Source organism: Nocardia sp. NPDC004340, assembly GCF_053602575.1.
In genome coordinates, this window is record NZ_JBSGDW010000009.1 from 214,003 (window position 1) to 239,228 (window position 25,226).

Annotated in this window: 29 protein-coding genes; 10 read left to right on the forward strand and 19 right to left on the reverse strand. The window is 68.7% G+C overall.

Features of this window, described 5'->3' with window-relative positions:
* Window positions 1-24 precede the first annotated feature (24 nt).
* Window positions 25-174, forward strand: a complete 150-nt coding sequence (locus ACWEOI_RS29330; RefSeq protein ID WP_452361666.1) for a hypothetical protein — start codon at window positions 25-27, stop codon at window positions 172-174.
* Between the two features lie 16 nt (window positions 175-190).
* Here ACWEOI_RS29330 and ACWEOI_RS29335 read toward each other — a convergent pair whose 3' ends face one another.
* The 4 genes from ACWEOI_RS29335 to ACWEOI_RS29350 all read right to left on the reverse strand — a co-directional run bounded on the left by ACWEOI_RS29335 (window position 191) and on the right by ACWEOI_RS29350 (window position 3,234).
* On the reverse strand, window positions 191-388 hold the full coding sequence (locus ACWEOI_RS29335; protein WP_357095852.1) for a hypothetical protein: 198 nt from the start codon (window positions 386-388) through the stop codon (window positions 191-193).
* Between the two features lie 238 nt (window positions 389-626).
* On the reverse strand, window positions 627-968 hold the full coding sequence (locus tag ACWEOI_RS29340) for a histone-like nucleoid-structuring protein Lsr2 (protein ID WP_213561466.1): 342 nt from the start codon (window positions 966-968) through the stop codon (window positions 627-629).
* A 134-nt stretch (window positions 969-1,102) separates the two neighbouring features.
* The gene (locus tag ACWEOI_RS29345) at window positions 1,103-1,624 is read right to left on the reverse strand and encodes an Rv3235 family protein (protein WP_452361667.1); all 522 of its coding nucleotides are present in this window, start codon (window positions 1,622-1,624) and stop codon (window positions 1,103-1,105) included.
* A gap of 119 nt (window positions 1,625-1,743) precedes the next feature.
* Entirely contained in the window at window positions 1,744-3,234 is a 1,491-nt protein-coding gene (locus ACWEOI_RS29350; RefSeq protein ID WP_433671182.1) for an NAD(P)-binding protein, read from the reverse strand.
* Between the two features lie 70 nt (window positions 3,235-3,304).
* Here ACWEOI_RS29350 and ACWEOI_RS29355 point away from each other — a divergent pair, with 70 nt between their 5' ends.
* Both ACWEOI_RS29355 and ACWEOI_RS29360 read left to right on the forward strand, forming a co-directional pair.
* Window positions 3,305-4,315 (forward strand): AraC family transcriptional regulator, encoded by a 1,011-nt coding sequence (locus ACWEOI_RS29355; protein WP_452361668.1) that lies wholly within the window; start codon window positions 3,305-3,307, stop codon window positions 4,313-4,315.
* A gap of 113 nt (window positions 4,316-4,428) precedes the next feature.
* Entirely contained in the window at window positions 4,429-4,656 is a 228-nt protein-coding gene (locus ACWEOI_RS29360) for a hypothetical protein (RefSeq protein WP_379272707.1), read from the forward strand.
* Window positions 4,657-4,677: 21 nt separating this feature from the next.
* On the opposite strand, the gene ACWEOI_RS29365 is transcribed toward ACWEOI_RS29360, so the two are convergent.
* Window positions 4,678-5,484, reverse strand: coding sequence for a nuclear transport factor 2 family protein (locus tag ACWEOI_RS29365; RefSeq protein WP_433671179.1), 807 nt, complete (start codon window positions 5,482-5,484; stop codon window positions 4,678-4,680).
* 66 nt (window positions 5,485-5,550) lie between these two features.
* On the reverse strand, window positions 5,551-6,420 hold the full coding sequence (locus tag ACWEOI_RS29370; protein ID WP_452361669.1) for an LLM class F420-dependent oxidoreductase: 870 nt from the start codon (window positions 6,418-6,420) through the stop codon (window positions 5,551-5,553).
* Window positions 6,421-6,547: 127 nt separating this feature from the next.
* On the opposite strand from ACWEOI_RS29370, the gene ACWEOI_RS29375 reads away from it, so the two are divergent.
* Window positions 6,548-7,093 carry a YdcF family protein gene (locus ACWEOI_RS29375; RefSeq protein WP_452361670.1) on the forward strand — a complete coding sequence of 182 codons (546 nt, stop codon included), beginning with the start codon at window positions 6,548-6,550 and terminating at the stop codon, window positions 7,091-7,093.
* 105 nt (window positions 7,094-7,198) lie between these two features.
* Window positions 7,199-8,791: a GMC oxidoreductase gene (locus tag ACWEOI_RS29380; RefSeq protein WP_433671174.1), complete on the forward strand. Its 1,593-nt coding sequence runs from the start codon at window positions 7,199-7,201 to the stop codon at window positions 8,789-8,791.
* A 19-nt stretch (window positions 8,792-8,810) separates the two neighbouring features.
* Here ACWEOI_RS29380 and ACWEOI_RS29385 read toward each other — a convergent pair whose 3' ends face one another.
* Genes ACWEOI_RS29385 through ACWEOI_RS29425 form a run of 9 tightly spaced genes read right to left on the reverse strand, consistent with a single transcriptional unit; the run spans window position 8,811 to window position 17,346 of the window.
* Window positions 8,811-9,398 (reverse strand): hypothetical protein, encoded by a 588-nt coding sequence (locus ACWEOI_RS29385; protein ID WP_452361671.1) that lies wholly within the window; start codon window positions 9,396-9,398, stop codon window positions 8,811-8,813.
* A 25-nt stretch (window positions 9,399-9,423) separates the two neighbouring features.
* Window positions 9,424-10,380, reverse strand: coding sequence for an MlaD family protein (locus ACWEOI_RS29390; protein ID WP_452361672.1), 957 nt, complete (start codon window positions 10,378-10,380; stop codon window positions 9,424-9,426).
* Window positions 10,377-11,510, reverse strand: a complete 1,134-nt coding sequence (locus tag ACWEOI_RS29395; protein WP_452361673.1) for an MlaD family protein — start codon at window positions 11,508-11,510, stop codon at window positions 10,377-10,379. Before ACWEOI_RS29395 ends, ACWEOI_RS29390 begins: the two co-directional genes overlap by 4 nt.
* Window positions 11,507-12,589, reverse strand: coding sequence for an MlaD family protein (locus tag ACWEOI_RS29400; protein ID WP_452361674.1), 1,083 nt, complete (start codon window positions 12,587-12,589; stop codon window positions 11,507-11,509). Before ACWEOI_RS29400 ends, ACWEOI_RS29395 begins: the two co-directional genes overlap by 4 nt.
* The gene (locus ACWEOI_RS29405) at window positions 12,589-13,590 is read right to left on the reverse strand and encodes an MlaD family protein (RefSeq protein WP_452361675.1); all 1,002 of its coding nucleotides are present in this window, start codon (window positions 13,588-13,590) and stop codon (window positions 12,589-12,591) included. Before ACWEOI_RS29405 ends, ACWEOI_RS29400 begins: the two co-directional genes overlap by 1 nt.
* Window positions 13,591-13,619: 29 nt before the next feature.
* Window positions 13,620-14,618 (reverse strand): MCE family protein, encoded by a 999-nt coding sequence (locus tag ACWEOI_RS29410; RefSeq protein WP_433671162.1) that lies wholly within the window; start codon window positions 14,616-14,618, stop codon window positions 13,620-13,622.
* Window positions 14,615-15,643, reverse strand: coding sequence for an MlaD family protein (locus tag ACWEOI_RS29415; RefSeq protein WP_452361676.1), 1,029 nt, complete (start codon window positions 15,641-15,643; stop codon window positions 14,615-14,617). The genes ACWEOI_RS29410 and ACWEOI_RS29415 overlap by 4 nt, the downstream gene beginning before the upstream one ends.
* Before the next feature lie 3 nt (window positions 15,644-15,646).
* On the reverse strand, window positions 15,647-16,510 hold the full coding sequence (locus ACWEOI_RS29420; RefSeq protein ID WP_452361677.1) for an ABC transporter permease: 864 nt from the start codon (window positions 16,508-16,510) through the stop codon (window positions 15,647-15,649).
* On the reverse strand, window positions 16,510-17,346 hold the full coding sequence (locus tag ACWEOI_RS29425) for an ABC transporter permease (RefSeq protein WP_357095820.1): 837 nt from the start codon (window positions 17,344-17,346) through the stop codon (window positions 16,510-16,512). The genes ACWEOI_RS29420 and ACWEOI_RS29425 overlap by 1 nt, the downstream gene beginning before the upstream one ends.
* A gap of 400 nt (window positions 17,347-17,746) precedes the next feature.
* Between ACWEOI_RS29425 and ACWEOI_RS29430 the strand changes: the two genes are divergently transcribed.
* Entirely contained in the window at window positions 17,747-17,962 is a 216-nt protein-coding gene (locus tag ACWEOI_RS29430) for a nuclear transport factor 2 family protein (protein WP_357095817.1), read from the forward strand.
* Window positions 17,963-17,988: 26 nt separating this feature from the next.
* On the opposite strand, the gene ACWEOI_RS29435 is transcribed toward ACWEOI_RS29430, so the two are convergent.
* On the reverse strand, window positions 17,989-19,077 hold the full coding sequence (locus ACWEOI_RS29435) for a calcium:proton antiporter (protein ID WP_452361678.1): 1,089 nt from the start codon (window positions 19,075-19,077) through the stop codon (window positions 17,989-17,991).
* A 115-nt stretch (window positions 19,078-19,192) separates the two neighbouring features.
* On the opposite strand from ACWEOI_RS29435, the gene ACWEOI_RS29440 reads away from it, so the two are divergent.
* Window positions 19,193-19,924: a VIT1/CCC1 transporter family protein gene (locus ACWEOI_RS29440; protein WP_433673252.1), complete on the forward strand. Its 732-nt coding sequence runs from the start codon at window positions 19,193-19,195 to the stop codon at window positions 19,922-19,924.
* 21 nt (window positions 19,925-19,945) lie between these two features.
* On the opposite strand, the gene ACWEOI_RS29445 is transcribed toward ACWEOI_RS29440, so the two are convergent.
* The 3 genes from ACWEOI_RS29445 to ACWEOI_RS29455 all read right to left on the reverse strand — a co-directional run bounded on the left by ACWEOI_RS29445 (window position 19,946) and on the right by ACWEOI_RS29455 (window position 22,156).
* Window positions 19,946-20,383, reverse strand: coding sequence for a hypothetical protein (locus tag ACWEOI_RS29445; protein WP_452361679.1), 438 nt, complete (start codon window positions 20,381-20,383; stop codon window positions 19,946-19,948).
* Between the two features lie 32 nt (window positions 20,384-20,415).
* The gene (locus tag ACWEOI_RS29450) at window positions 20,416-20,979 is read right to left on the reverse strand and encodes a hypothetical protein (protein ID WP_452361680.1); all 564 of its coding nucleotides are present in this window, start codon (window positions 20,977-20,979) and stop codon (window positions 20,416-20,418) included.
* Window positions 20,980-21,133: 154 nt separating this feature from the next.
* Complete coding sequence (locus ACWEOI_RS29455) at window positions 21,134-22,156, reverse strand: zinc-dependent alcohol dehydrogenase family protein (RefSeq protein WP_452361681.1); 1,023 nt, start codon at window positions 22,154-22,156, stop codon at window positions 21,134-21,136.
* 154 nt (window positions 22,157-22,310) lie between these two features.
* Here ACWEOI_RS29455 and ACWEOI_RS29460 point away from each other — a divergent pair, with 154 nt between their 5' ends.
* From ACWEOI_RS29460 to ACWEOI_RS29470, 3 genes are all read left to right on the forward strand, one after another.
* Window positions 22,311-23,108 carry a helix-turn-helix domain-containing protein gene (locus ACWEOI_RS29460; protein ID WP_379272673.1) on the forward strand — a complete coding sequence of 266 codons (798 nt, stop codon included), beginning with the start codon at window positions 22,311-22,313 and terminating at the stop codon, window positions 23,106-23,108.
* A gap of 58 nt (window positions 23,109-23,166) precedes the next feature.
* The gene (locus ACWEOI_RS29465) at window positions 23,167-23,835 is read left to right on the forward strand and encodes a PadR family transcriptional regulator (protein WP_452361682.1); all 669 of its coding nucleotides are present in this window, start codon (window positions 23,167-23,169) and stop codon (window positions 23,833-23,835) included.
* A gap of 185 nt (window positions 23,836-24,020) precedes the next feature.
* A complete protein-coding gene (locus ACWEOI_RS29470; protein ID WP_452361683.1) occupies window positions 24,021-25,226 on the forward strand; it encodes an FAD-dependent oxidoreductase in 1,206 nt (401 codons plus the stop codon).

The window sequence follows — 25,226 nt, forward strand, 5'->3', positions numbered from 1 at the left end:
AACACCTCCACGAGCACCCCGACCATGGCGTTCGGCTTCCACGTCACGCCATATCCCAAGGGCTACATCGGGTATCCGCACTTCTACGCCGACGACGACACGTTCGTCATCGGAGTGCGATTGCACGCGCAGGTGGCCTACGACCATCTCAGCGGCGCGTTGGCGCCGGGCTAGCGTGCGAGGAAGGCCCTCAACGGGCAGCGAGTACCTGGAGGAACGGGGCGTAGTCGCGGACGTGGCCCTCGGTCCAGTCCCAGAACGAGGCCGGGTCCACCGCCACCCCGCGCTGCAGCATCAGATGCCAGCCGTCATCCCGCTTTTCCCACATGTCACCGTCCCGATCGACGTACATGCCGGTGCTTTCGGGCTCGATACCGGTCTCGCCCACAACGATCACCCCTAGAACTCAGGTTGCTTCTGTTCGGAAGCATTCTCCCTGACACCTGTTGTTCACTTTCGACCGGGGTGGTGGCCGTGCGGTCGCCGCGCATAGCGACGGCGCCGATTGTCGCGAGAAATCCAGGAGAGCTAATGGCCTGATTTGTCAGTTTTGGCCCGATATGTCAGAAGCCGCTGCCAACCGGCCCATCAGCCCGCCGAATTTCCCGCGCTCGGATTTGCGCTGGCTAATTCTTGGCGCGCTGGTAAGCCTCGACGATCTCGGCCGGGATACGACCACGCGAGGAAACCTGATGACCCTGCGCCCGCGCCCATTCCCGGATCGCGGTGCTCTCCTCGCGGTCCACCGCAGGACGGGTACGGCCGCCGGCGGCCACCTTGCGCTTGGAACGACCCACCTTGCGGGCCTTCTCCGACCACGGCTCCAGGGCTTCCCGCAGCTTACCGGCGTTCTTGTTCGACAGATCGATCTCGAAGTCGTTGCCGTCGATCGAGAAAAAGACGGTCTCGTCGGCCTTCGATTCGCCGTCGTAGTCGTCAACCAGAGTTACGGTGACTTTCTTCGCCATGGACTGCCCTTCCACGTGTAGGTGCCGCTATTCGCCGAAATGCTAATCCCGCGGGATGCAGGATTCAAACCAGGCGCGAATCGAATTCGGTGCCACCAGACAATTCAGCTATTACCGCTGAGACCCTCCGGTCTTCAGCACACCCGGAATGCGGCCAAGCGCCACCCGGAACGACCGCGGACAATGCGTGCCGCGAGCGCGAAATGCCGCCCGCCCCGATCGTAGGCCGCGCAAACCTCGCCGCCGGCGGTCCCGGTCATGATCACATCGACCCTGGTGAGGGTGGCGGTCCCGAGCTCACGCCCGGGTAGTCCGCGCCCGCCCGCGAGGGTGCGCACCGCGGCCACGACCGCGGGTTCCGCGAGCGGGGCCAACTGCCCCGGCGGCCGCCGACCATCCAACACCTCGAGCGCCGATCGTAGGGCGGTTCGGGCGAATTGCCCTGCGCCGGTGTTGCGTTCGTCACTCCGCCCGGAATTCGCAGGGTGCGAAGACCGCAAAACCCGTTGCAGACCGGCCGGGCGCGAAGCCCGCACCGCCGATTCGGAGCCCACCCGCGCCCGGCACCCCGGCGCCCCACCGCCCGGCCGCCGCGACGACGGCAACGGCGGCTCGAATCCCGGTGCGGGCAGCAGAAATCCGCTCTCCGTACCCATCGCTGCTCCCCCTCGAGTTCCCCTACCCCGCGTTCGGATGCCACACAGAATCGCACGGGTAGGGGAAGCCCACCGGCCGGACGCGAACTTCGCACCCGGTGATGCCGGTGAGACCAGCGTCACACCCGCTGCAACTCCTTGGCGGCCACCGGACGCAGGGTTTTGCTCAGATCCGTGCGCATGACGGTCGCGGTGTCGAGCAGATAGTTCTGACGGACCGTCCACGGATTGCGGTCGCCCTGGCGCGGGAAATCGCCGATCGATCGCTGGACGTAACCGGACGCGAGATCCAGCAGCGGCCGTTCGCGCAGCGCGCGGTCCGGCTCCGGGACCACCGCGGTGTAGCCGTTGCGTTCCATGTAGCCGAGCACCTTGCACACCAGGCGCGAGGTGAGGTCGGCGCGCAGCGTCCAGGAGGCGTTGGTGTAGCCGATGCAGACCGCGAAGTTGGGCACCCCGGTGAGCATGGTGCCCTGCCAGACGAACTGCTCCGACAGCGCGACCGGGGTCCCGTCGACCACCAGGTCGATGCCGCCGAAGGCGAGCAGCTGCAGGCCGGTGGCCGTGACCACCACATCGGCCTCGATCACCTTGCCGGACTTCAGCCGGATACCTTCGGGCACAAAGGTTTCGATGTGATCGGTGACCACCTCGGCCTGACCCTTGCGCATGGCCTTGAAGAAGTCGGCGTTGGGCACCGCGCACAGGCGCTGGTCCCACGGGTTGTAGTCGGGGGTGAAGTGCTCGGCGACCAGGGCCTCGTCCTTCAGGATCCGGGTGGTGAGCCCGGTGAGCAGCTTCTTCGCGGCCTCGGGCCGGCGGCGGCAGTACTGGTAGAAGCCGATGTTGAACAGGATGTTCTTGGTGCGGATGAGCCGGTGGGCCAGATCGGCGGGCAGCAGTTCGCGGATCCGGTCGGCCACCTTGTCGCGGCCGGGGACCGCGGAGATCCAGGTGGGGCTGCGCTGCAGCATGGTCACCAGTTCGGCCTGCTCGGCCATGGCCGGGACCAGGGTGACCGCGGTCGCGCCACTGCCGATGACCACTACCCGCTTGCCCGCGTAATCCAGGTCCTCGGGCCAGAACTGGGGGTGCACCACGGTGCCGGCGAAGTCGTCGATGCCGGGGAACACCGGGTTGTGGCCCTGGTCGTAGTTGTAGTAGCCGGAGCAGGAGTACAGGAAGCCGCAGGTGAGGGTGCGGTGCTCCACCTGGTCGCCGGTGCGCTGCTCCAGCGTCAGGGTCCAGCGGGACTCGCCGCTGTTCCATTCGGCGGCAACGACTTTGGTGCCGAACCGGATGTGCCGGTCGATGCCGTTCTCGGCCGCGGTCTCGGTGATGTAGCGCAGGATCGACGGCCCGTCGGCGATGGACTGGGCGTCGCGCCAGGGCTTGAACGGGTAGCCGAGGGTGAACATGTCGCTGTCGGAGCGGATGCCCGGGTAGCGGAACAGGTCCCAGGTGCCGCCGAGCGCGTCGCGCGCCTCGAGGACGGCGTAGCTGCGGCCGGGCTGCTCGGTCTGGAGCCGGTACGCCGCGCCGATGCCGGAAAGCCCGGCTCCGACGATGACGACGTCGAGGTGTTCAGCGGGGGTCTGCGCGGCGTTCATGACTTCCAGTCTGTTGGGCTCGGGATTCGGTTTCTTGACACTACGCGACAACTATTTGATCCTGGACGACATGTCGGTGATCAGATCCGCGGGCCTGCGCGGATTCCGCGCCACCGTGGCCGAGCTGGGCGGGAACGCCGAGGAGCTGGCGCTCGCCTGCGGCCTGCCGGTCGCCGCCCTCGACACCGACGATCTGCTGGTCCCCGACCAGGCCGTGGCCGCGCTGCTCGAGCTCGCCGCCCATCAGCTGGACTGCCCGGATCTGGGCCTGCGCATGGCCCGGCGGCAGGACCTGGACATGCTGGGCCCGCTGGCCCTGGCCATCCGCAATGCCACCACCCTGGCCGCGGTGCTGGAGTGCACCTCGCGCTACCTGTTCGTGCACGCCCGCTCGCTGAGCCTGACCATGGAACCCGACCCGTACGGCGACCGCGGCGTCATCGCCCTGCGCTACGGCGTCAGCGCGCCCGGCCTGCCGGTGCCGGTGCAGGGCTGCGATCTCGGATTGACGTTCGTGCACAGGACGATTCAACGGCTCGTCGAGGACCGCTACGGGCTGCGGTCGGTGGAACTGCCCTATCGGCCCGCCGCCCCGATCCAGGCGTACGAGGACTTCTTCGGCGCGCCGGTGCGTATCGAGCGCCCGGCCGCGCTGTTGCGGGTCCCGGTCAGCCTGGCCGACCGCGTGCTCACCGGCGGCGACGAGAACCTGCACCGGCTGGCCCTGGCCTTCCTGGCCCAGCAGTCCGGCGACGAGGCGGCCGCCATCGCGCCGCGGGTGCGCACCGCGCTGCAGAAGCTGCTGGGCACGGCCGCGCCCGAGATCGACACCGTGGCACGGCTGCTCACCGTCCACCCGCGCACGCTGCAGCGGCGGCTCACCGCCGAGGGCACCAGCTTCGCGACGATCCTGGACGAGGTGCGGCGCGCCGAGGCCCGGCGCTACCTGACCACCACCGACATGCCGATGAGCCAGGTGGCCTCGCTGTTGGGGCTGGCCGAGCAGTCGGTGTTCACCCGCTGCTGTCAGCGCTGGTGGGGGGCAACGCCGACCGCCGTGCGCAAGGGCAAAATGGTCTGACCACAGGGCTTGTCAGACAGCCCGGCTCGAGTTGCGATGCGCCCATTGGCAAATCATGCACGGCGAGTCGTGCAAGAAACGCCATCAATTTGCCGGATTGGCGCGTGTCGATCATGGTCATGTGCCGCTCGCACGCGCAGGATGTGCAGATGATCGCCGAATGCCCGTCCTGCGCTTGGCCCTCGCCCGCCGCCGTCTCCTCCCACCGCGGTGTGCAGTACCACCGCTGTGTGTGCGGACAGTGGTTGATCAGCGTCCACGGGAAGGTGGTCGGCGCGGCCGGCGGCACTACGTTCAGTGGGAAGAACCCCCTGGCCGAGATCGCCGGACTCCGGGACTGACCCGTCCCGGAGGGGCCGGAATCAGGCCGCCGACACGAAGATTCGCGCGGACTCGATGCGCAGGCCGCGCTCGGTGAAGTCGAATTCGGCGATGCCACGGCCCTCGCGGGTGTCCACCGACACCGTCACCGAATGACCGGCGGCGAGGGCCTTGTCCCAGCGCACGCCCTTGACCCGGGTGGCGAAGTCCTCCAGCGACATCGCGCCGTCGACACCCCACTCCAGGCGCGGCACCGGGGCCAGAACCGCACGGGCACTGGCCGAATCGCCACGCGAGACCGCGTCCAGCAGCCGCTCGGCCGCCTGCTTGCCGGGCGCGCCCACGCCGCGCAGCCCGGACATGAAGCCCATCGCGCCGCCCAGGCCCTGGTTCCCCAGCAGCTGCGGGCCCAGTTTGGCCCCGGCCAGCAGTCCCTTGGTGCCCGATCCCATGAGCTGGCCGATCATGCCCGCCAGTTCCCAATGTGCGCGCAGGCGACGGATTTTCAGCGCGCCGTCCACCTCGGCCAGGTCGTAGCGCAGGTGCATGGGCACGTGCAGGGTGACCCCGGTCGACATGGTGGTGGCGATGCTCAGATCGCGGAAGACCGTCATGCCGCACACCACGTCATTGGTGACGTCGAAGGCGATGCCGTTGGGTCCGATGAAGGTGTCGTAGAAGCGCTCGATGGCGGCGCGGCCCACGTGCGGGCGCGAGCCGACCGGGTCCTCGACGCTGCCGTCGTCGGCGAAAAGGCCCACCCAGGCGGCCTTGTCGTGCGCGCCGACCGCCTGCGGTGAGGCTTCGACGGTCGCCAGCAGTTCGGCGGCGGTGGGATTCGCGGGCACGGTGTCCTCCAAGTGGTAAAGCCAAGCGCGCGCGATGATACCGAACCCCCGGCGGGTAATCCGGAATCAGATGGCGGACAGCCGCGGCAGCAGCCGCTCGGCGAACTCGGTGGCGTAGGCGACGGGCTCGCGATCGGGCATGAAATCCAGCTGGGTGATGCCCAGCCCGGCCAGCTGTTCGGCGGCGCGCAGCACCTGGTCGGGATCGGTGAGCGCGATCGGGGCGACATAGAGCGCGGTCTTGCGGATCGCGTCGTAATCGCGGCCCTCGGCGGCGCAGTGCCCACGCAGCACCTCCAGCTTGTGCGCGACGTCCTCGACCGAACTCGCGAACAGGTTGCAGGCGTCGGCGTAGCGGGCGACCAGCAGCAGCGTCTTCTTCTCGCCACCGCCGCCGATGAGGATCGGCGGATGCGGCCGCGACAGCGGCGCGGGCACGCAGACGGTCTCGGCCAGCTCGTAGTGCTCGCCCTTGAACGGCCCGTTGTCGGGACCCCACATCTGCAGGCAGATGCGCAGCGTCTCCTCGAGCCGTTCGAACCGCTCGCCGACCGGGACCACCGGCACGCCGAGGGCGCGCTGCTCGCGCTCGTACCAGGACGCGCCGATGCCGAGTTCGGCTCGGCCGCCGGAGAGCACGTCCAGGGTGGTGACGATCTTGGCCAGCAGGCCGGGATACCGGTACATCACGCCGGTCACCAGGACGCCGAGCCGCATCCGCTCGGTCACCGCGGCCACGTAGCCGAGGGTGGTGTAGCCCTCCAGCATCGGTTCGTCGTGGGCGGCGGTGTGCTCCATCTGGAAGTAGTGGTCCATGACCGAGAACTGCGCGAACCCGGCTTCGTCGGCGATGCGGGCGGTGCGCGCCAGGGTGGGCGCGATCAGCGCGGGCTCGGCGGGGGTCGAAAAGTTCCAGTAGTGCAGGCCCAGATCCATGCCGGACTCCTCTCGTTCCCGGATGACACACGTTGTGTGCCTGGGTGATCCGTTCACGTGACTGCCCCCAGTCTGCACGATCGGGGCGTTCCGGGCGGGGAGGCCGGCGATCGGTACCGTCGAGGGCGTGACTGGTCTCCGGAGGGTCGCCCTCTCCGTCGCCCTGGTGGCGGCGCTGATCACCGGTCTCGCGTTCGCGGGACTGCCGGTGTTCGTGCACCCGCAGGTCGATCCGCTGCGTCCGGCCGACGCCATCGTGGTGCTGGGCGGGACCGCGTACGCGCGCTACGACCTGGGGCTGGAACTCGCGCGGCAGGGGTACGCGCCGGAACTGCTGATCTCGCGGTCCACCGGACAGAACGACACGGTGATGGACCGCTACTGCGACGGCGGATTCACCTTCCGGGTGTCGTGCTTCGTGCCGGACCCGTGGACCACCCAGGGCGAGGCTCGCGAGATCCGGCGGCGCGCCCAGGCGGGGCACTGGCAGCACATCATCGTGGTGACCTACACCCCGCACGTGTCGCGAGCGCGCTACATCGTCGAAAAGTGCTTTTCCGGACAGATCACCATGGTTGCCAGCCCCAGTGATTCGGGTCTGTTGTTCTGGTCGTGGATGTATGTACGGCAGTCCGCCGGTTATGTGCGGGCATTTCTGCAGCGCGGATGCTGACCCCGAAAGATGCGCCCCGGCCACGCAATTGAGCGGTTACGATGAGGTCCGGGCAAAGGGAAGCGCGTCCTCTCGGGGGTGGATGCGGGTGCGGGAGGATTTCCGGTGCATATCGACGACCTCAGTGCCGTACGGGACAGCGAGCTGGCGGCCGACGTGTGCATCATCGGTTCCGGACCGGCCGGTCTGACTCTGGCCGCGGAACTCGCGGGAAGTTCGCTGCGGGTCCTGGTACTCGAAAGCGGCGGCCTCGAACTCACCCCCGAACGCGATGCGCTCAATGACATAGAGAATGTGGGAGCGGCGCGGGCCCAGCCGTATCGGAATGCGCGCAATCGCATTCTCGGCGGCAGTTCACACACCTGGAGCGGACGCTGCGCTCCACTCGACGAACTCGATTTCACGGCCCGCCCCTGGGTCCCGTTTTCCGGCTGGCCGATCGGATTGTCCGAGGTGGAACCGTATCTGGACCGGGCGGCCGCGCACCTGGGCCTGGGCTACGGGGCCGGCTTCACCGGCGACCGGTTCTGGGAACTCGCCGATCGGCATCCGCCGCACCAGGAGGTGGACCGGCGCTGGCTGCGTCCCTACTTCTGGCAGATCAGCAAGGACCCAGCGGATCCCTTCGACTCCAAGCGATTCGGGCCGCACGCCGCGGAGATCACCGCGAGCAATAGTCGAATTCTGTTGAATGCGACGGTGACCCATATCGACACCGATCCCGAGGGCACACGAGTACTGGGATTGCGCGTCGCGGATTCGGCCGGGCACGAACGCAGTGTGCACGCCACCCGCATTGTGCTCGCCACCGGCGGAATCGAGAACGCGCGACTGCTCCTCGCCTCGAATCGCGTCGTACCCAACGGAATCGGCAATCGACACGATGTGGTCGGGCGGTATCTGCTGGACCATCGCTGCGGCGTGGTCGGCATGCTCGACCCGCGCACCTCGGCGGCCGCGCGGGATCGATTCGGCAAATACGTCGTGAAAACTCGCGGCGGCAAAAACACGTTCCTGCACGGGCTGGCGCTCTCCCCCGCGATCCAGGCCGACGAGGGACTCCTCAACTGCGCCTTGTGGATTCAGGAGGTGCCCGCCGAGGACGACCCCTGGGAGTCGGTGAAGAACCTGCTGCGCGGCCACATGAACCTGCACGACGCGCGCACCGTCGCCAGCAATCCCGGCCTGCTGCTGTCGGGGGCCAAACGCCGGCTGATCGACCACACCGGCCTGCCGCACAAGCTCGAACAGGTGGAACTGCGCTGCATGGTCGAGCAGCGGCCCGACCCGGACAGCCGGATCAGCCTGAGCGACACCGTCGATGAGCTCGGGCTGCCGCATCCGCGCATCGACTGGAAGACCAGCGCCCAGGAGGACACCACCGTGCGCCGCGCCGCCGCCCTGGTGGCCGGGGAGTTCGCCCGGCTCGGCTACACCCCGCCCGCGCTGGACGAATGGGTGCGCGAGGCCAGTCCGCTCCCCGCCCGGCTCACCGACTGGGCGCACCCCACCGGCGCCACCCGCATGTCCGCCGACCCGCGCACCGGCGTGGTGGACGGCGACTGCCGGGTGCACGGCATGGAGAACCTGTACATCGCGGGCAGTTCGGTGTTCCCGACCAACGGCCACGCCAATCCGACGCTGACCATCGTGGCGCTGGCGGTCCGGCTGGCGGACGAGCTACGCCGGACCGCGTGACCGCTCGCGCGACCGACGACTACTGCTTGGGCAGCGGCAGGTCGATGCCGCCGACCTCGGTGACCTTCCAGTCGCTCGGGTCGACATTGACCGTGTAGTACACGGTGGTCAGCACGCCGTCGGGGTTCTGGGCGTTGGTGGAGTTCACGTTCAGATAGACGTTGACCTTGTACAGGCCGTTGTCGCGGTTGATCACCTGCGAGCTCAGCAGGGTCGGGCTCGAGGTCCACTTCAGCGGGACCAGGATCTCCTGCAGCTTGGAGGAAGTGGCGTCGAACTTGCCCGCCAGCGCCGGGGTGGTGTTGGCCTTGAGCCGCGCGGTCCAGGCATTGAAGTCGGCGTAGTTGAGGTTGGCCGCGCCCATGGCGTACTCGGAGGCGATTTCCGCGGCGTGCTGGTCGTCGGCCGCGCGGGTGTCGTGCGCGCGCACGTCGCCGCGGGCGGACTGCCACAGCACCGTGACGGTCACCAGCGCGGCGATCAGCACCGCCGCCGCGACCGCGGTCACCAGCGTCGAGACCTTCAGCGACACCGTCTTACCGGCGGCCGGCGCCACGGGCGTGGTGTCCGGCTCGACCGGAGTCTTCGTATCGGCGTCCTGGGACATGGGGGTCTTCTCCTTGCTGGAACTGCTACTTCACCTCGACCTGCACACGCACGGCACCGTCACCGGTGGACGCGAGCGCCTGCGAGATCAAGCTGCTGATATCGATGTGCGGCCCCGCCGTGCGCGCCGCGTCGGCGAGCGGCTGCAATTGGGGTGCGAGGGTCTTCAATTCGGGCCCGGCCTGCCGCAACCATTCGGTCAGCCCGGCCAGGAAGGGTGCCAGTCCGTTGCCATCCACATATGCCTGGGGACCGGGGACACGCTCGACGAGTCTACCGACCGCATTGATGAGCTGCTCGAGCGACTGCTCGAACTGCACGAATGCCGGTGCGGCAGCCGCGGTCGCCGCACCCATGCCTTCCATATTCGAGGCCGCGGCCTGGAAGCTGTTGAGTAGCTGGGCAATCTTGGGCTCGCGGCTCAGAATGGCCGCGGCCAGCAGGTCGCCTGCGCGGGTCAGATTCGGCATGGCCGAATCGGTGTCGTGGAAGGCGGCGCTCAGCGTGCTCGCGAGCGAGGCGGCCACCGTGGGATCGAGCTGGTTCATGATCTTGTTGACCAGTCGCGACACCTCGGGAATCGACAACGGCGACTTCACCGCCGCGGCGTCGAGCCGCTGGCCGTCCTCGATATACGGACCGCCCGCGGTGCGGGGCCGGAACTCCACGAACGGCTCGCCCAGCGCGGAGAGCTGCTCGATGGTGATGTCGGAGTCGGTCGGCAGTCTCCGGTCGCCGTCGATGCGGAAGCCCACCTCCACGCCGCGCGCGGTGGAGTCCACCGAGGTGATCTTCCCGACCCGCATGCCGGTGAGCAGGATCGGCGAACCCACGCTCAGGCCACCGGAATTCGCCATCACCAGTGACGCGTCGGTGTGGTGCGCGAACGGATCCGCCCGCACCACCCCGAAGGTCAGATAGCTCGCACCCACCACGGTGACCACCGCGATGCCGCCCAGCGACGCCACCGAACCCCACTTCATCGCACCGCTCCGATCATGCGCAGCCCGGACAGCATGGTGGTGACCTGATCGTCGCGGGACACCGAATCCGCGTGGATGCCGGTCACATTCACCTTCGGGCCGTTCTCGACGAAGGGAATCAGCTTGTCGCGCAACAGCGAGACCAGCAGCGACAGGTTCGAGGGCACCGACAGATCCAGCGGCTTGCCCGACAGCGCCAGCGGCGCGAAGGACTGCGTCACCGGATCCAGCGCGGTGGCCAGCGGGGCCAGCCACACCAGCGACTGCCCGAGTTGCCCGAGCACCGCGAAGATCTGGGTGACGCCCTTGATGGAATTGGTGACACCGGTCATGGCGTCCACCGACTCCTGGCTCAGCTGGTGGTCCAGGAAGTCCGCGCGATCGTGCAGCACCTGGGCGTTCACGCCCAGACCGTTGAGCAGCTTGTCGACCTGATCCAGGTTCGCGGCCAGATCCACCGCGTTCCCGGCGGCGTTCTGCGCGATCCGCTTGGTCTCGTTCGGATCCTGCGGCAACACGGCATTGAAGTGATTGATGATGTCCTGCAACTGGTTCACCGCCCCGCCCTGGGTGAACGCGGCCAGCGCGGCCATGGTGTCCTCGAGCTGCACCGGCGGCCGGGTGTGGTCCTGGGTGATGGTGCCGCCGTCCTTCAGCAGCGTGCCGAAGCCGTCCGGCGGCGTGCTCAGGGCCAGGTGGATGTCGCCGAGCACGGTGTTCTGCCGCAACTCGGCCACCGTATTCGTCGGCAACTGGACCTTCGAGGAGACCTCGGCGTCGACCACGACGTACCCGCCGCGCCCGCCCGCGTGCGCCGAATCCACCACGCGCACACCGTCGACCGTGCCGACCTGCGCGCCATTGGCGATGACCTTCGCCTTGGCGGGCAGGTTCAGCACATTGCCGAACTCGATGTGGATGCGATAGGTCGAACCCGAGACGCCGGTCCCCGGCACCGGCACCGCCGCCGGATCGAAGGCGCAACCGCCCACTCCGGCCAGCAGCCCCGCCGCCAGGACGGCCGCGCCGACGCGCTCCAACCGACGGCGTGACGGGGCCGTCCCCACCACGGTCCCGAGGCGACCGGCGGCCTCGGTGTCGAGCTGGAAGTTCCAGCGTCCGATTCTCATCGCGCACCTGCCATTCCGAGCACCAGGGGCACCAGCGGGACGTTGACCATGCCGTTGGCGGCGTCGGTGCAGCTGCCGGGGGTGACCGCGTTGAGGGCGGCGCAGACCTGCTCGGACTGCGGGGCCGGGAGCGCCGCCCGCGGCGAACCGTAGGTGACGCCGTTGCCCATCACGTTCTGGGCGGCATTGGTCAGCACCGGCATCTTGCGCACCACCTCCGAGAGCGAGCCGACATTGGCGCGCAGCAGGCGCACCAGCGGCAGCGTGTCGTCGAGGGCGCGCATGATCGGGTCACCGGCGATGGTGGCCAGATCGTTCAGCATGGGCAGCAACTCACCCAGTCGATCGATGAGTTGCGCACCGGGAACGAGCAATTCGGCGCTGGCATTGTTCAACGCCGGGCCCAGGCGCAGCAGCATGGAGCGCAGATCGCCCCAGTGCTGCTCGACCTTCTCGCCCACCGAGGCGAAGGCGTCGAAGATGCCCGCCAGATGGCCGATGTCGGCATCCGGTTGCGCCAGCGCCGAACCCAGCTTCTTGACGATCTCGTTGATCTGCGGGCCCGTGCCCTGAGTGGCCGCGTCCAGCCCGGACAGCCCGTGCGCCAGCGCGTCCGGGGCCTGCGCCTGCTGCAACTGCGAGGACAGGTCGGCCAGCGCGGTCAGGGTCTCCGTAATGCTCTTGGGTGTCAGGGATTTGGTGATGCACTTCGACGAATCCCAGTGCGCCAGGTTCTTGCCGCCGTTGAGCACCGCCAGATTGCGATCGGCCACAATGGAATCCGAGACGGTGGTGGCCGCGGCGTCGGCGTACACCGGGTACTTCGCGTCGACGGAGAACTTCACCTTCACCTTGGTGCCGTCGGAGTCGACGGAATCGACGGTGCCGACCGGGATTCCGCGCATGGTCACCTTGTTGCCCGCGTACAGGCCGACCGCGTCGGGCATGACTGCGCAGTAGGCCACCGTCTTCTTCATCGGGTCGAACCAGACGAAGTAGCCGACCACGGCCAGCAGCACCACGACCATCGCGCCCGCGACCGACATGAGCGCCTGCGAGCCGAGCATCCGCTTGAACATCAGCAGTCCTTCCCGGGCACCGGAACGCACACCTGCGGCTGCGCGGGGAGAGTCACCGTCTGCTGCGAGTGGTCGACGGTGACGCCGCCGTCCGGAATCACCAAGTCCGACAGCTTCTTCTGCAAGTCCTGCGCGGCGTTCAGCGTCGGCTCGAACTTCTGGCCGAGCTGCTCGAGCCGGGTGATGGCATCGGTCAGCTGCGGCTTCAGATCCGACCAGGTCGGCTGCAAGCCGCCCAGGCGGCCGAGCACGTCACTGAGCAGGCGGATCGCCTCCGCCATCTCCGAATGCTTGTCGTCGAGCACGGTGACCAGCAGGTTGGCATTGTCCATCAGCCGGCCCAGGTCCTGCTTCGCGCCGTCGTACATGCGCACGTACTCGTCGGCCACCGACACCGCGTTCGACACCTGGCCGCGCTGCTTCTCCAGCGCGTCCACGTAGGTGCCGACCGTGCGCAGCGTGGTGCGCAGGGTGTCGGGCGCACCGTCGATCGAATTGCCCAGCGCCGCCAGGTTCTGGTTCAGCGTGGAGCCGTCGATCTTGGCCAGCGGGGTGGCCGCGTCCTGGAAGGTCTCGATCAGGCTGTACGGCAGGCGCACCCGGTCCGCGGGAATGGCCGCCGAACCGAGTGGCTTGCTGCCCGCCGGGAACACCGCCACGTAGTGGCCGCCGACGATGGTGAGCATGCGGATGTCGAGGGAGGTCTGATCCCCCAGGAACACATCGGATTTCACCGTGAAGCGCATGACGACCTTGTCCGGCTTCAGTTCCAGGGACTTGACCTCGCCGACGGAGATACCGGCCACGCGCACGTCGTCGCCCGCCTTCACCGACTGCGCCTCGGACAGTTCCGCGGTGTAGGTGTGCTTGCCGAACGGGATCACGTACAGCGCGCCGGCGGCGGCCAAGCCGAGCACGACCACGATCGCGCCGATGACGCCCTGCCGCAGATGCCGCTTCTGCTTGGTCGCCTCGTCGACGACGCGGTCGTCACGCTTCAAGCTGATTCCCTGAAGAGCGCGCGGCAATCTCATCCGTTGCATATCGCCACCTGCTGTCCCGACACGAGCACCTTGACCACCGCCGGCAGTTCCGCGGTTCCCTTGCTGCACACCGGCTTCCATCCGCTCGGACTGGCCGGCAGGGCCGCGTCGGCGGCGCTCAGCACGGCGGGCAGGCGGCCGAGGACCGCCACCGCCTCCTTGGCGTCGGGGAAGATCTGCCGGATCAGCGCGTCCACGTCGGAGCCGCTGTTGATCCCCAGCGTGCGCAGCAGGTTGTCGATCGGCCGCAGCACCGACGGCGCGGTCACCGCGAATTGCGCCAGCCCGCCGATGTTCTGCTGCAATGCCTCGAAGATGTCGGAGAGCTGCTTCAGCAGCGGCACCAGGTAGTGCACGCGCCCGCCGAGCCGGTCCGACAGATCCGACATATTGCGGATCAGCGTCGAGATCACCTGCTGCCGGTTGTCCACGTACGACGCCAATTTCCCGATCGCGTCCATGGCCGGGCCCAGCCCGCTGCCGTCGCCCTCGATCAACGCCACCATGCTCGCGCTGAACTGGTTGATCGCCTCCGGAGAGATGGTCTGCAACACCGGCTTCAGGCCGTTGAACAGCTGCGTCACATCGAACGACGGCACCGTGTGGTCTTCGCCGATGCGCGCGCCCGCGGCGATGCGATTGCCCGGCTGCGGCTGCTGCTGCAGGTCGATGTACCGCTGCCCGGTCAGATTCTGGTAGCGGATGGCCAGTTTCGAGTTGTCGTACACCGGCGAATCGGTCTTGACCGACACCTGCACCCGCGCCTTCGAACCCTCCAGTCCGATCTGCTTCACCTTGCCGACCTGCACACCGAACATGCGCACGTCATCGCCGACCTTGAGGCCGTTGGCATCGGTGAAGATGGCGTCGTGGGTCTCGGTGCGCCCGGACACCGGACGCTGAATCGCGGTGAGCACCAACAGGAGCACCACCCCGATCACGCTCGCGAACAGGGCCAGCCGCCAGCCCGCCTGCTTCACATTCATCGCGCACCTCCCAGCAGCGGCACCGCGATACCGGGCATGCCCTTCAATTCGACCTGCACGTTGAGCACCGGCCCCTGCCCGTTGTCGGGCATGGCGGCGCGCAGCCGCTCCAGCAGCAGGCGCAGTTCGGCCGAGGACTGCTGCGGCTGCGGCACCATCTGCGCGAGCGCGGTCAGCACCGGCACCAACATGTCGGTGCTGCCGGAGAGCTGAGTTCCGGCCTGCGAGAACGTGGCCGCCAGCGCGGGCAGCAGCTGACCGGTGACGGTCGCGACGCCCTTGTCATAGGTGGCGCGGTCGGTCTGCAGACGCTGCATGCTGCGAATCAGGTCCACCACCTGCACCGTCGCGCCCGCGAACTGGCCGCCGCCGTCGAAGGCCGGACCGAGCTCGCCGAACAGCTGCGACATCGGCATCTTCTGGTTGTCGGTGATGGTGCGCTGCGCGGTGATCAGCGCCTGCGCCAGCGGCGTGAACGCCTGGGTGTCGGCCGCGGCCTGCGCGATGACCGAGGCCATCTGCGGCGTCAGCACCGACCCGCCCACCTGCGCGGCGCTGCGCAGGATCGAGCCCATGGTGGCGTCGTAGACCTCGCTCGCGCGGCGGCCGGTGAAGTCCAGCACCGTGCCCGGCCGCAGCGGGGAACCGCCCGCGCCCCGGCGCAATTCGATCTCGCTGATGCCGAACAGGTTGGCGGGCGCGTAATCCACCCGCAGGCTGTCGTCGAGGCCGAACAGCTTCGAATCGTCCAGACGCAGCGAGATCTGCTGGGTACCGTGCTTGTCCGGAGCGATCTCGGTGACCTTGCCGACCACCACGCCATCGGCGCGCACATCCGTGCCGACCAGCACGCCGTCACCGATCTGCTCGGTGCGCAACGAGATCGGGATCCCCGGCTCGTCCTGCTGCGACCGGCACAGCGCCCATCCGGCGACCACCGTCACCACCAGCGCCAGCGCCACCGTGCCGACCGTCATCGCGCGCTTGCGATCGACGGCCACACCCGGCATTCCGTAATTCGGCATCCCCTACCCCGTGAACGTAATCGCCGAGTTGAAGCCCCACAGGGCCAGCGACATCACCATGTCCATGGCCACGATGGCCACCGACGACGCGCGGACCGCCTTGCCCGAGGCGATGCCCACGCCCTCCGGACCACCGGTCGCGAAGAAGCCGAAGTAGCAGTGGATCAGGATCACCACCACCGCGAACACGGCCACCTTCACCACCGCCGCGATCACGTCGAAGCCGGAGACGAACTGGAAGAAATAGTGGTCGTACACACCGGCCGAGGCCCCGTGCACCAGCGTGATCAGCCCGCGGCAGGCCGCGTAGGACAGGATCAGCGCGATCAGGAAGGTCGGCACGATGGCCACCGCGCCCGCCAGCACGCGGGTGGTCACCACGAAGGGAACCGAACGCAGACCGAGGGATTCGATGGCGTCGATCTCCTCGGAGATGCGCATGGAACCGATCTCCGCGGTCATGCGGCAGCCCGCCTGCGCCGCGAAACCGATGGCCGCCACGATCGGGGCCAGTTCACGCGTGGTGGCGTACGCCGACACCAGACCCGACACCGGGCCCATGCCCAGCATGTCGAGCGTGGTGAAGGACTCCACCGCCACCGACGCGCCCATGACCAGACCGAGCACGATCATCATCGGAACTGTGCCGCCGCCCACGATGACCGAGCCGCGGCCCCAGGTCATATCGCTGATGGCGCGCATGGTCTCCGCGCGATACCGCTCGAGCGTCAACGGAATCGACGACAGCACCTGCCAGACGAAGGCCAGCGTGAAACCCAGGCTCTCCACCCGGCGCAGGATCAGGCCCCGCTTGCGATAGGCGCGCGCGAACGGGCCCAGCCCCTTGGGCACGTAGGTAGCCGACATCAGGCCAGCCTGGTGGGCAGGAACAGATCGGTGATCTGCGTGGCGACCAGATTGACCGTCACGATCGACACCACCGACAGCACCACCGCGGCGTTCACCGCGTCGGCGACACCCCGCGGGCCGCCCTTCGCCTCGAGCCCGCGCTGGCAGGCGATGATCACCACGAGGAATCCGAAGATGACGGCCTTCAACAGCGACACCCACACATCGGCGGTGGTGGTGAAGGACCCGAAGGTGGACCAGTACGAGCCGGGCGTCACGCCCTGCCCGCCGATGGCGACGCCGTACCCGGCGAGCACGCCGACGAAGATGATGAGCACGTTCAGCAGCGGCGCCACGAAGACCATCGCCACCAGCCGCGGGATCACCAGGCGGTGAATCGGGCTGATGCCCATGGTGTTCAGCGCGTCGATCTCCTCGCGAATGGTGCGCGCGCCCAGATCCGCGGCCAGCGCCGCCGCGCCCGCGCCACCCAGCAGGAAGCCGGTGGCCAACGGTGCGCCCTGCTTGATGACGCCCAGGCCGCCGGTCGCGCCGAGCAGCGAATCCGCGCCCAGGGTGTGGATCAGATTGCCCACCTGGACCGAGACGATGACGCCGAACGGAATCGCGATGAGGATGGCCGGGATCGCGGTGACCGTGATCAGCCGCCACGCCTGCAGGATCGCCTCTTTCCACTGGAACTGGCGACGCGCGATATCGGTGAAGGTCCCGACCACGGCTTCCTCGGCGATGCCGACCGCGCGGCCGAAGGTGCGCAGCGACGCCACCGAGGTGCTGGAGAAGTTGTCCCGGACGATGCGCACAGCGGACCGGCTCTGGACGGCCCGGGTCATCGGGGGACCACTTCTTCGAGACGCCGGAACCGACGCGGGGTGACGAGCTTCAAATTTCTTCTCCGTGATCGGCAACACTGCCTGCCATCAAAGCTAATGGTTACCCGGAGTTACAACAAATCGGACTCGAGTGTGACCGGAGCCTCCAAGTTACCGATGGATACCAGGCTCGTCGGTCCCGGTCAGCGGGACGGCGACCCATGTGACCTGGGATTCTAGAACGTGTTATCAGAGCGGAACGGCTATAACCATGATCCGCGGCACCCTCCGAGCAGACCCCCCGAAAGGGGGATTCGCGGCCCTCGGCCATACCCGAAGCCGCATCGAGTGATCTCTCAGCAACCCTCGACTTCCCGGCGAACCCGCGCGTAACCCGGACACTGCGTGTTCACTGTCGCGTGTGGACAACACGGTGTCGGCGGTCCTGCGCACAATCGAGGCCGGCGACTGGGCGGAATTCGCGAAACTGGTGCACCCCTACGTGCACTGGACCGAGGACGGCGTCACCACGCGCGGGCGCACCCGGGTGATGGCGCTGCTGTCCCGGCACCACGCCACCGCACCGGCGACGTCCGTCGAACTACGCGACGGCCAGATCTACCGCTGGACCTCGTGACCCGTCTCCGGATCTCGTGACCCCGCTTACGGGCTGACCGCGAGAAAGACGAAGGCGGAGAACAACACCAGGTGCACACAACCCTGGAGCAGGGTCGCGCGACCGGGCACCACGGTCAGCGCGCCGACCACCACGGTCAGGGCCAACAGCACCATCTGGGTCGCGCCCAGGCCGAGCATGAGCGGGCCCGAGATCCAGATCGAAGCCAGCGCGATGGCGGGGATGGTCAGGCCGATACTGGCCATGGCCGAACCCAGCGCCAGATTCAGCGAGATCTGCACCCGGTCCCGGCGCGCGGTCCGCACGGCCGCGATGGTCTCGGGCAGCAGGACCAGCATCGCGATCACCACACCGACCGCGGACGGCGGCAGCCCGAGGGCCGCGATCCCGTGTTCGATATTGGGCGATTCCACCTTCGCCAAACCGACCACTCCGATCAGGGCAACCAGCAGCAAACCCAAGCTGCGCAGCGTCTCCCGACGGGTCGGCGGTTCCTCGTGTTCGTCCTCGCCCGCCGCGGCCGAACCCTCGACGGGCAGGAAGTCGTCCGGGTGCCGGACCGTCTGCACCATCACGAACACTCCGTAGAGCACCAGCGAGGCCACCGCGGCGAAGATCAGCTGCGAGGCCGAGAAGACCGGACCCGGCTCACTGGTGGTGAAGGTCGGCAGCACCAGACTCAGCGTGGCCAGCGTCGCGACCGTGGCCAGCGCCCCGCCCGTACCCTCGGCATTGAAGACGGCCACCCGCCGGCGCAACGCTCCCACCAGCAGGGACAGCCCGAAAATGCCATTGCACGTGATCATTACGGCGGCGAAGACGGTGTCGCGGGCCAGCGAGGCGGACTTCTCACCGCTGGACACCATGAGGGTGACGATGAGGCCGACCTCGATGATGGTCACCGCGACCGCCAGGATCAGTGACCCGAACGGCTCCCCCACCCGGTGCGCCACCGTCTCCGCGTGATGGACCGAGGACAGCACCGCGCCGATCAGCCAGACCCCGACCAGAACCGCCACCGTGGAGTTCAGCTCCCGGCCCCAGGTCACCGTCAATATCAGTGCCGCCGCCAGCGGAAGGATGACCGACCAATACCGCTTGCAGAAACCCACCATGGCCCCCATCGTTCCAGCAAACCATCCGCTTCCCCCGGAAGTGGGAGCCATGCCTCGCCCGATCACGCTCCCGCATGAGTCGTGAACCGTGAATTACGCTGATCAGGTGGACGACATCGGAGCCGGGACCGCCGACACCACGGCGCCGCACCCGCACGAGCCGCACGACACCGGTCTCTCGGCCAAACTGAACTGGCTGCGCGCGGGCGTGCTCGGCGCCAATGACGGCATCGTCTCGACCGCCGGTCTGGTGGTCGGCGTCGCGGCCGCCTCCACCGACTCCGACGCCATTCTCACCGCGGGCATCGCCGGACTCGCCGCGGGCGCGATCTCCATGGCGGTCGGCGAATACGTCTCGGTCAGCACCCAGCGCGACACCGAACGCGCCCTGCTGTCCAAGGAGAAGCGCGAACTGGCTGAGGAACCCGAATACGAACTGACCGAACTCACCGGCATCTACCGGGCCAAGGGCCTGAGCGAGGAAACCGCGCGCCAGGTGGCCGCGGAGCTCACCGCGCACGACGCCTTCGCCGCCCACGCCGAGGCCGAATTGGGTTTGAACCCACACGATCTCACCAACCCGTGGCACGCCGCGCTGTCCTCGGCCATCTCCTTCACCATCGGCGCGCTGCTGCCGCTGATCGCCATCCTGGTGCCGCCGGTCCAGTGGCGCATCCCCGTCTGTTTCGCCGCGGTGCTGGTGGCGCTGGCCATCACCGGATCGGTCAGCGCCCGGATGGGCGGCGCCAACCCGCGCCGCGCGGTGCTGCGCGTGGTGCTCGGCGGCGCGATCGCCATGGCCGTCACCTACGGAATCGGCCAGCTCGCGGGCGTCGCCGGAATCTAGTGGGCCGACCGGGGATCCGGGTCACTCGGTGGGTGGCCCCGGTTCGACCGGCGGCGCCGCAGGCAGCTGCACCGGACCGGCCTCGCCGGCGATGACCACCGGCACGTCCACCGGACGCGGCGGCCCGGGCGGCAGCGGGGCCGGACGCACGGCCGCGGGGGCCGGAAGCGGGACGGGCGGAACCGGATTCGACGCCGCCGGATTCACGCCCGGCGCGTACGGAACCTGAACCGCCGGAGCGATAGTCGGCGGATGCTGGGCCGGAGCGTGCGGATCGTGGCGCAGCCGAGGCACATTCACCACCGAGGTGTCGGCGACCGGACTCTCCGCCGAGAACGTGATCAGCACGCCCACCCCGACACCCGCCGCCATCAGCACGGCCGCGAGCAGGACCTGCCCCAGGCGACGCGGATCGAGATCACCGGTGTCGCGCCGGATTTCGTCAGCGGTTCCGAGCATGGCTGTCCTCCTTCGGATTCCGCGGCGCGCGGCTAGGGCGCGGGTGGCGGGGGCGGGGGCACCAGGAACGGCAGGATCGGGGCGAGAATGTCGGGCAGTGCGGGCGGCGGAGGCGGCGGAGCCGGGGCGGGCGCGGGTTCCGGAGCGGGCGCCGGAGCCGGGGCGGGCGCCGGCGCGGGCGCGACCTCGACCGGGGGCGGCGGCGGGACGTAATGCTCGGTTTGCGGTGCGGGAGCGGGATTCTGCGCCACCGGGGCGGGCGGTGGAGGCGGCGGCGCGGCGGGACCGGGGGTCGGGGCCGGGGCCGGGCCGTGCGGCGGAGCCGAGGCGGGGGCCGGGACCGGTGAGGTGGTGGCGTCGACCGGCCGCTGCGAGGTACTGGGCGCCGGGCCGGCCGGAGCGTCGGGCCCCCCGGGGCTGTTCAAGCCCTCCCACAGAGCGCCGCCGATCAGGGCGACCACCATGCTCAGCGACAGCGCCACGAGTCCGGCCAGCATCTTCGGCGACATCGACCCCGGTGCGCTCAGACCCGGGGTGCCTTCGGCGGACGCTTCGTCCGCCGCCTCGGGTCTCTCGTGCACCGCGCCCACCGTCACCCGGGAACTCCTTCGGTCGAAGCGAAAGCCGTAGATCCGAAAAGCCACTCCTTCAAGCACGCTACACAGATTTGCCGAATTGCAGAACCTTCCACTTGATAAGGAAATCGTTCCAGGTGGATATCTTTTCCAACTGATTGCCAACAGATAGCGGTCACTTCATGGCGATCACCACCTTGCCGAACGGGTCACCCTCCATGAAGTAGCGGTAGGCCTCGACCGACTCCTCGAACGGGTACACCCGGTCGATCACCGGCCGGACCTCGTGCTCGGCCAGCGCGGCGTTCATCGCCTCGAAATCCGCCCGGCTGCCCACCGCGATGCGGCGGATCGACACGAACTTGCCCCCGAACAGGCTGGGCGGCTGCGGCTGTCCCGGCGCCGGCTGGAACGCCCCGATCAAGGTCACCTGCGCGTTGTACGCCGCGGAGGCAACGGATTTCGGCAGCGTGGGCATGCCGACGGCCTCCACCGCGTGCTGGACGCCTTCGCCGCCGGTGAGCTCGAGCACCGCCCGCTCCCACTCCGGCACCCGGACCCGGTCGATCACCTCGTCGGCGCCCAGTTTCCGCAACCGCTCCGCCTTCTCGGCCGAGGACGTGATCGAAATGACCCGCGCCCCCAGCATTTTGGCGTGCTGCACCGCCGCCAGCGCCACCGTGCCGGTGCCGGTGGTCAGCACGGTCTCCCCCGGCACCGCCGGGATCGGCTTGGTCAGCGCGGCCCAGGCGACCAGTCCCGCGCAGGTCAGCGACGCCGCCTCGGCATCGGTGAGATGCGCGGGCACGTGGACCACCGAATCCTCCTCCAGCAGTATGTAGGTGGCGAGCCAGCCGTCGTGGTTCGCGCCGTACTGCTGGGCGGACGCCGCCTGCAACTGCGGTCCGTCGTTCCAGGAGACGAAGTAGGTGCCGGCCACCCGGTCGCCGATAGCGGCTCGGGTCACCTGGTCGCCCTTCGCGATCACCTCGCCGACGCCGTCGACCAGCGGCACGACGCCGGGACGGGCGGGCAGCACATAGCTGCCCTCCAGCAGCATGATGTCGCGGCGGTTGAGCGCGGTGGCGCGCACCCGCACCACGACCTGGCGCGGGCCCGGCACCGGGATCTCCTGCACTCGGGTGGTCAGCCCGGCGAGGCCGCGCTGCGATTCCAGTTGGTAGGCAATGCCGTTCATGTTCTTCTCCGTGGGTTCGAGTCCGGTTGTCGAGAAGCGAGTCTGTGCGGTCCGGCGAATCCACGCGATTCCCCGCAGGGAATGATCGGATGGCCGTCCACGTCATTCCCTGGAGGGAATCGCGCGACCGCATCCCCGTCCGCACAGTGGAGGTATGACGACCATGGCCGTGGCGACGACGACACCCTTCGCCCAGGAACTGCGCGGCTGGCGCACCCGGCGACGGCTCAGCCAGCTCGATCTCGCCATCGCGGCCGAGACCAGCCAGCGGTATCTGAGCTTCCTGGAACAGGGCCGCTCGCATCCCGGGCGGACCATGGTGGTGCGGCTGGCCGAGGTGCTCGGGCTGTCCCTGCGCGAACGCAACGCGATGCTGCTGGCGGCCGGGTACGCCCCGGTGTTTCCCGAATCCTCCTTGGACGCACCGGAACTCGGTGCGGTCCGGTACGCGCTCGACACCATCCTGCAGGGACACCTGCCGTATCCGGCGGTGGTGACGCGCCCGTTCGGGGTGCTGGTGGCGGCGAATCCGGCCTTCGAGCTGCTGACCGAGGGCTGCGCGCCGGAGCTGCTGGAGTCGCCGGTCAATGTGCTGCGCCTGGCCCTGCATCCGGACGGGCTGGCCCGGCGAGTGGTGAACCTGCCGGAGTGGGGCCGCCACATCACCGACAGCCTGCGCAATCGGGCGGGCCGCAGCCCCGATCCGGCGCTGGACGCGCTCATCGCGGAGCTCGAGGGCTATCTGCCGCCGGTGGATCCCGGGCCCGGGCATCTGGGTTTCGCGGTGCCGCTGCGACTCCGCTCCGACGCCGGGGAGCTGCGGCTCATCACCACCCTCACCTCGTTCGCGACGGCCACCGACATCACCCTGTCGGAGCTGCACCTGGAGGCATTCCTGCCCGCCGACCAGGCCACCTCCGATCTGCTGCGGGCGCGCTTCGCCGCGGAGTAAGTGCTTGCGACCTCATTACTCGTAGACGTATATTCGTAGACGAGTAAGGAGGTGCCCCATGGCCCGCAAGCGCAAGGTAGCCAATCTGATGGGTCTGGCGGTGCTGTCCGCCGTCGTGCTCCAGCCCATGCACCGGTACGAGATCGCCGCGAGGTTGCGGGCCTGGGGCAAGGACAACGACATGGGCATCAAATGGGGCTCGCTCTATACCGTCGTGGACAACCTCACCAAGCACGGCTTCCTGGAGATCACCGGCAGCGAACGCGACGGCGCGCGCCCCGAACGCACCATCTACCGCATCACCGACGCGGGCCGCGCCGAACTGCTGGACTGGACCCGCGAGCTCATCGCCGAACCGGAACCCGAGAAGCGCCGCTTCATGGCCGGGCTCTCCGTGCTCTCGGTGCTGCCCCCGGACGAGGTCGTCGACCTGCTCACCCGGCGAATCGCCAAGCTGGACACCATCATCGCCGACACCCGCGCCCAACTGGCCGCCGTGGAAGGCTCACTGCCGCGCCTGTTCCTGGTCGAAGAAGACTACGAGCTGACCATGCTGGCGGCCGAGGCAGACTGGGCCCGCGGCCTGCGCGACGCGCTCGCCGACGGCAGCTTCCCCGACACCGAGGGCTGGCGGGCCTGGCATCGCGACGGCGTCATACCCCCCGACCTGGCAGAGCTGGCTGTGGAAGGGGGCGCGAACACACCGCACACTCAGCACGACTCATGAACGGAACCGGGCCCCGGCGAGGGTGCTGCAACACCGCCACCGAAGCCCGGAACACACCGTCTCGAACCGCGTCCGTGCAGGCGAACCCGGCACCGAGTTTGGCAACTACAGGATAACTGGGTTCTCCACGCGCGGGACGGTTCGGGGTTTTCGGCAAGCCTTCGAACACTTCTCGGGAGAGACCCATGTCAAAAACCACTCGTTCCGCGATCATCATCGGCGGCGGCATCTCCGGCCCCGTCACCGCCACCGCCCTGCGCCGGGCCGGTATCGACGCCACCGTCTTCGAGGCCTACCCCGGCCCCGCCTACGGGATCGGCGCCAACCTCGCCCTCGCGCCCAATGGCGTCGCCGCCCTCGATCTGGTCGGGGCCGGAGATCCGGTGCGCGCCAAGGCCGTACCTGTCAGCCGCTCCACGATGTCGGTCAACAACAAACAGTTCCCGCTGCCCGGACTGGTCGACATCGAGCCGCTGCGCGTGGTCGACCGCTCCGATCTGCACGAGATCCTGCACGACACCGCCGTCGCGGCCGGAGTGCGCTTCGAATACGACAAGCGGCTGGTCGAAGTGGACGAGCACGCGGGCGGCGTCACCGCCCTCTTCGCCGACGGCAGCAGCGCCACCGCGGATGTGCTGATCGGCGCGGACGGCATCCGCTCCACCGTGCGCACCCTGGTCGACCCGAACGCGCCCGGACCCACCTACCTGCGCATGCTCGGCTTCGGCGCGTACACCGACGTACCCCTCGACCTGGAGCCGGAGACCATGACCTTCGCCTTCGGGAAGCGGGCCTACTACCTGTACTGGGCCATGCCCGACGGCCGGGTCGCGTGGGGCGCGAATCTCCCTGCCGAGCAGCACTACTCGCTCACCGAGGCCCGCGCCGTCTCCGCCGAACAGTGGCTGCGCACCCTGCGTGAGACCTATGCCGATGACCTGCCCGGCCGGCAGCTGGCCGAGGCCACCACCGCCGCCCAGCTGCAGGTGATCGGCGCGCTGCAGATCATGCCGTCGGTGCCGCACTGGCACCGGGGGCGCATGGTGCTCACCGGCGACGCCATCCACGCGCCCAGCAACACCTCCGGTCAAGGGGCGTCACTGGCCATCGAGAGCGGCATCGAGCTGGCCCGCTGCCTGCGCGACATCGACGACCCGGCAATGGCTTTCGCCACCTACGAGGCGCTGCGGCGGCCGCGGGTGGAGGGGGTCGCGGCCCGGGTGGCGCGGATGAACCAGACCAAGGCGGCCGGGCCGGTCGCCCGGATGGCCATGCAGTTGATGATGCCGATCATGTTCAAGCGGATGAATCCGGAGAAGATGCTCGGCGGCGAGCAGCGGTTCCGGATCGACTGGGACGCCACCGTGCGGCCCGCCACCGTCAACGCCTGA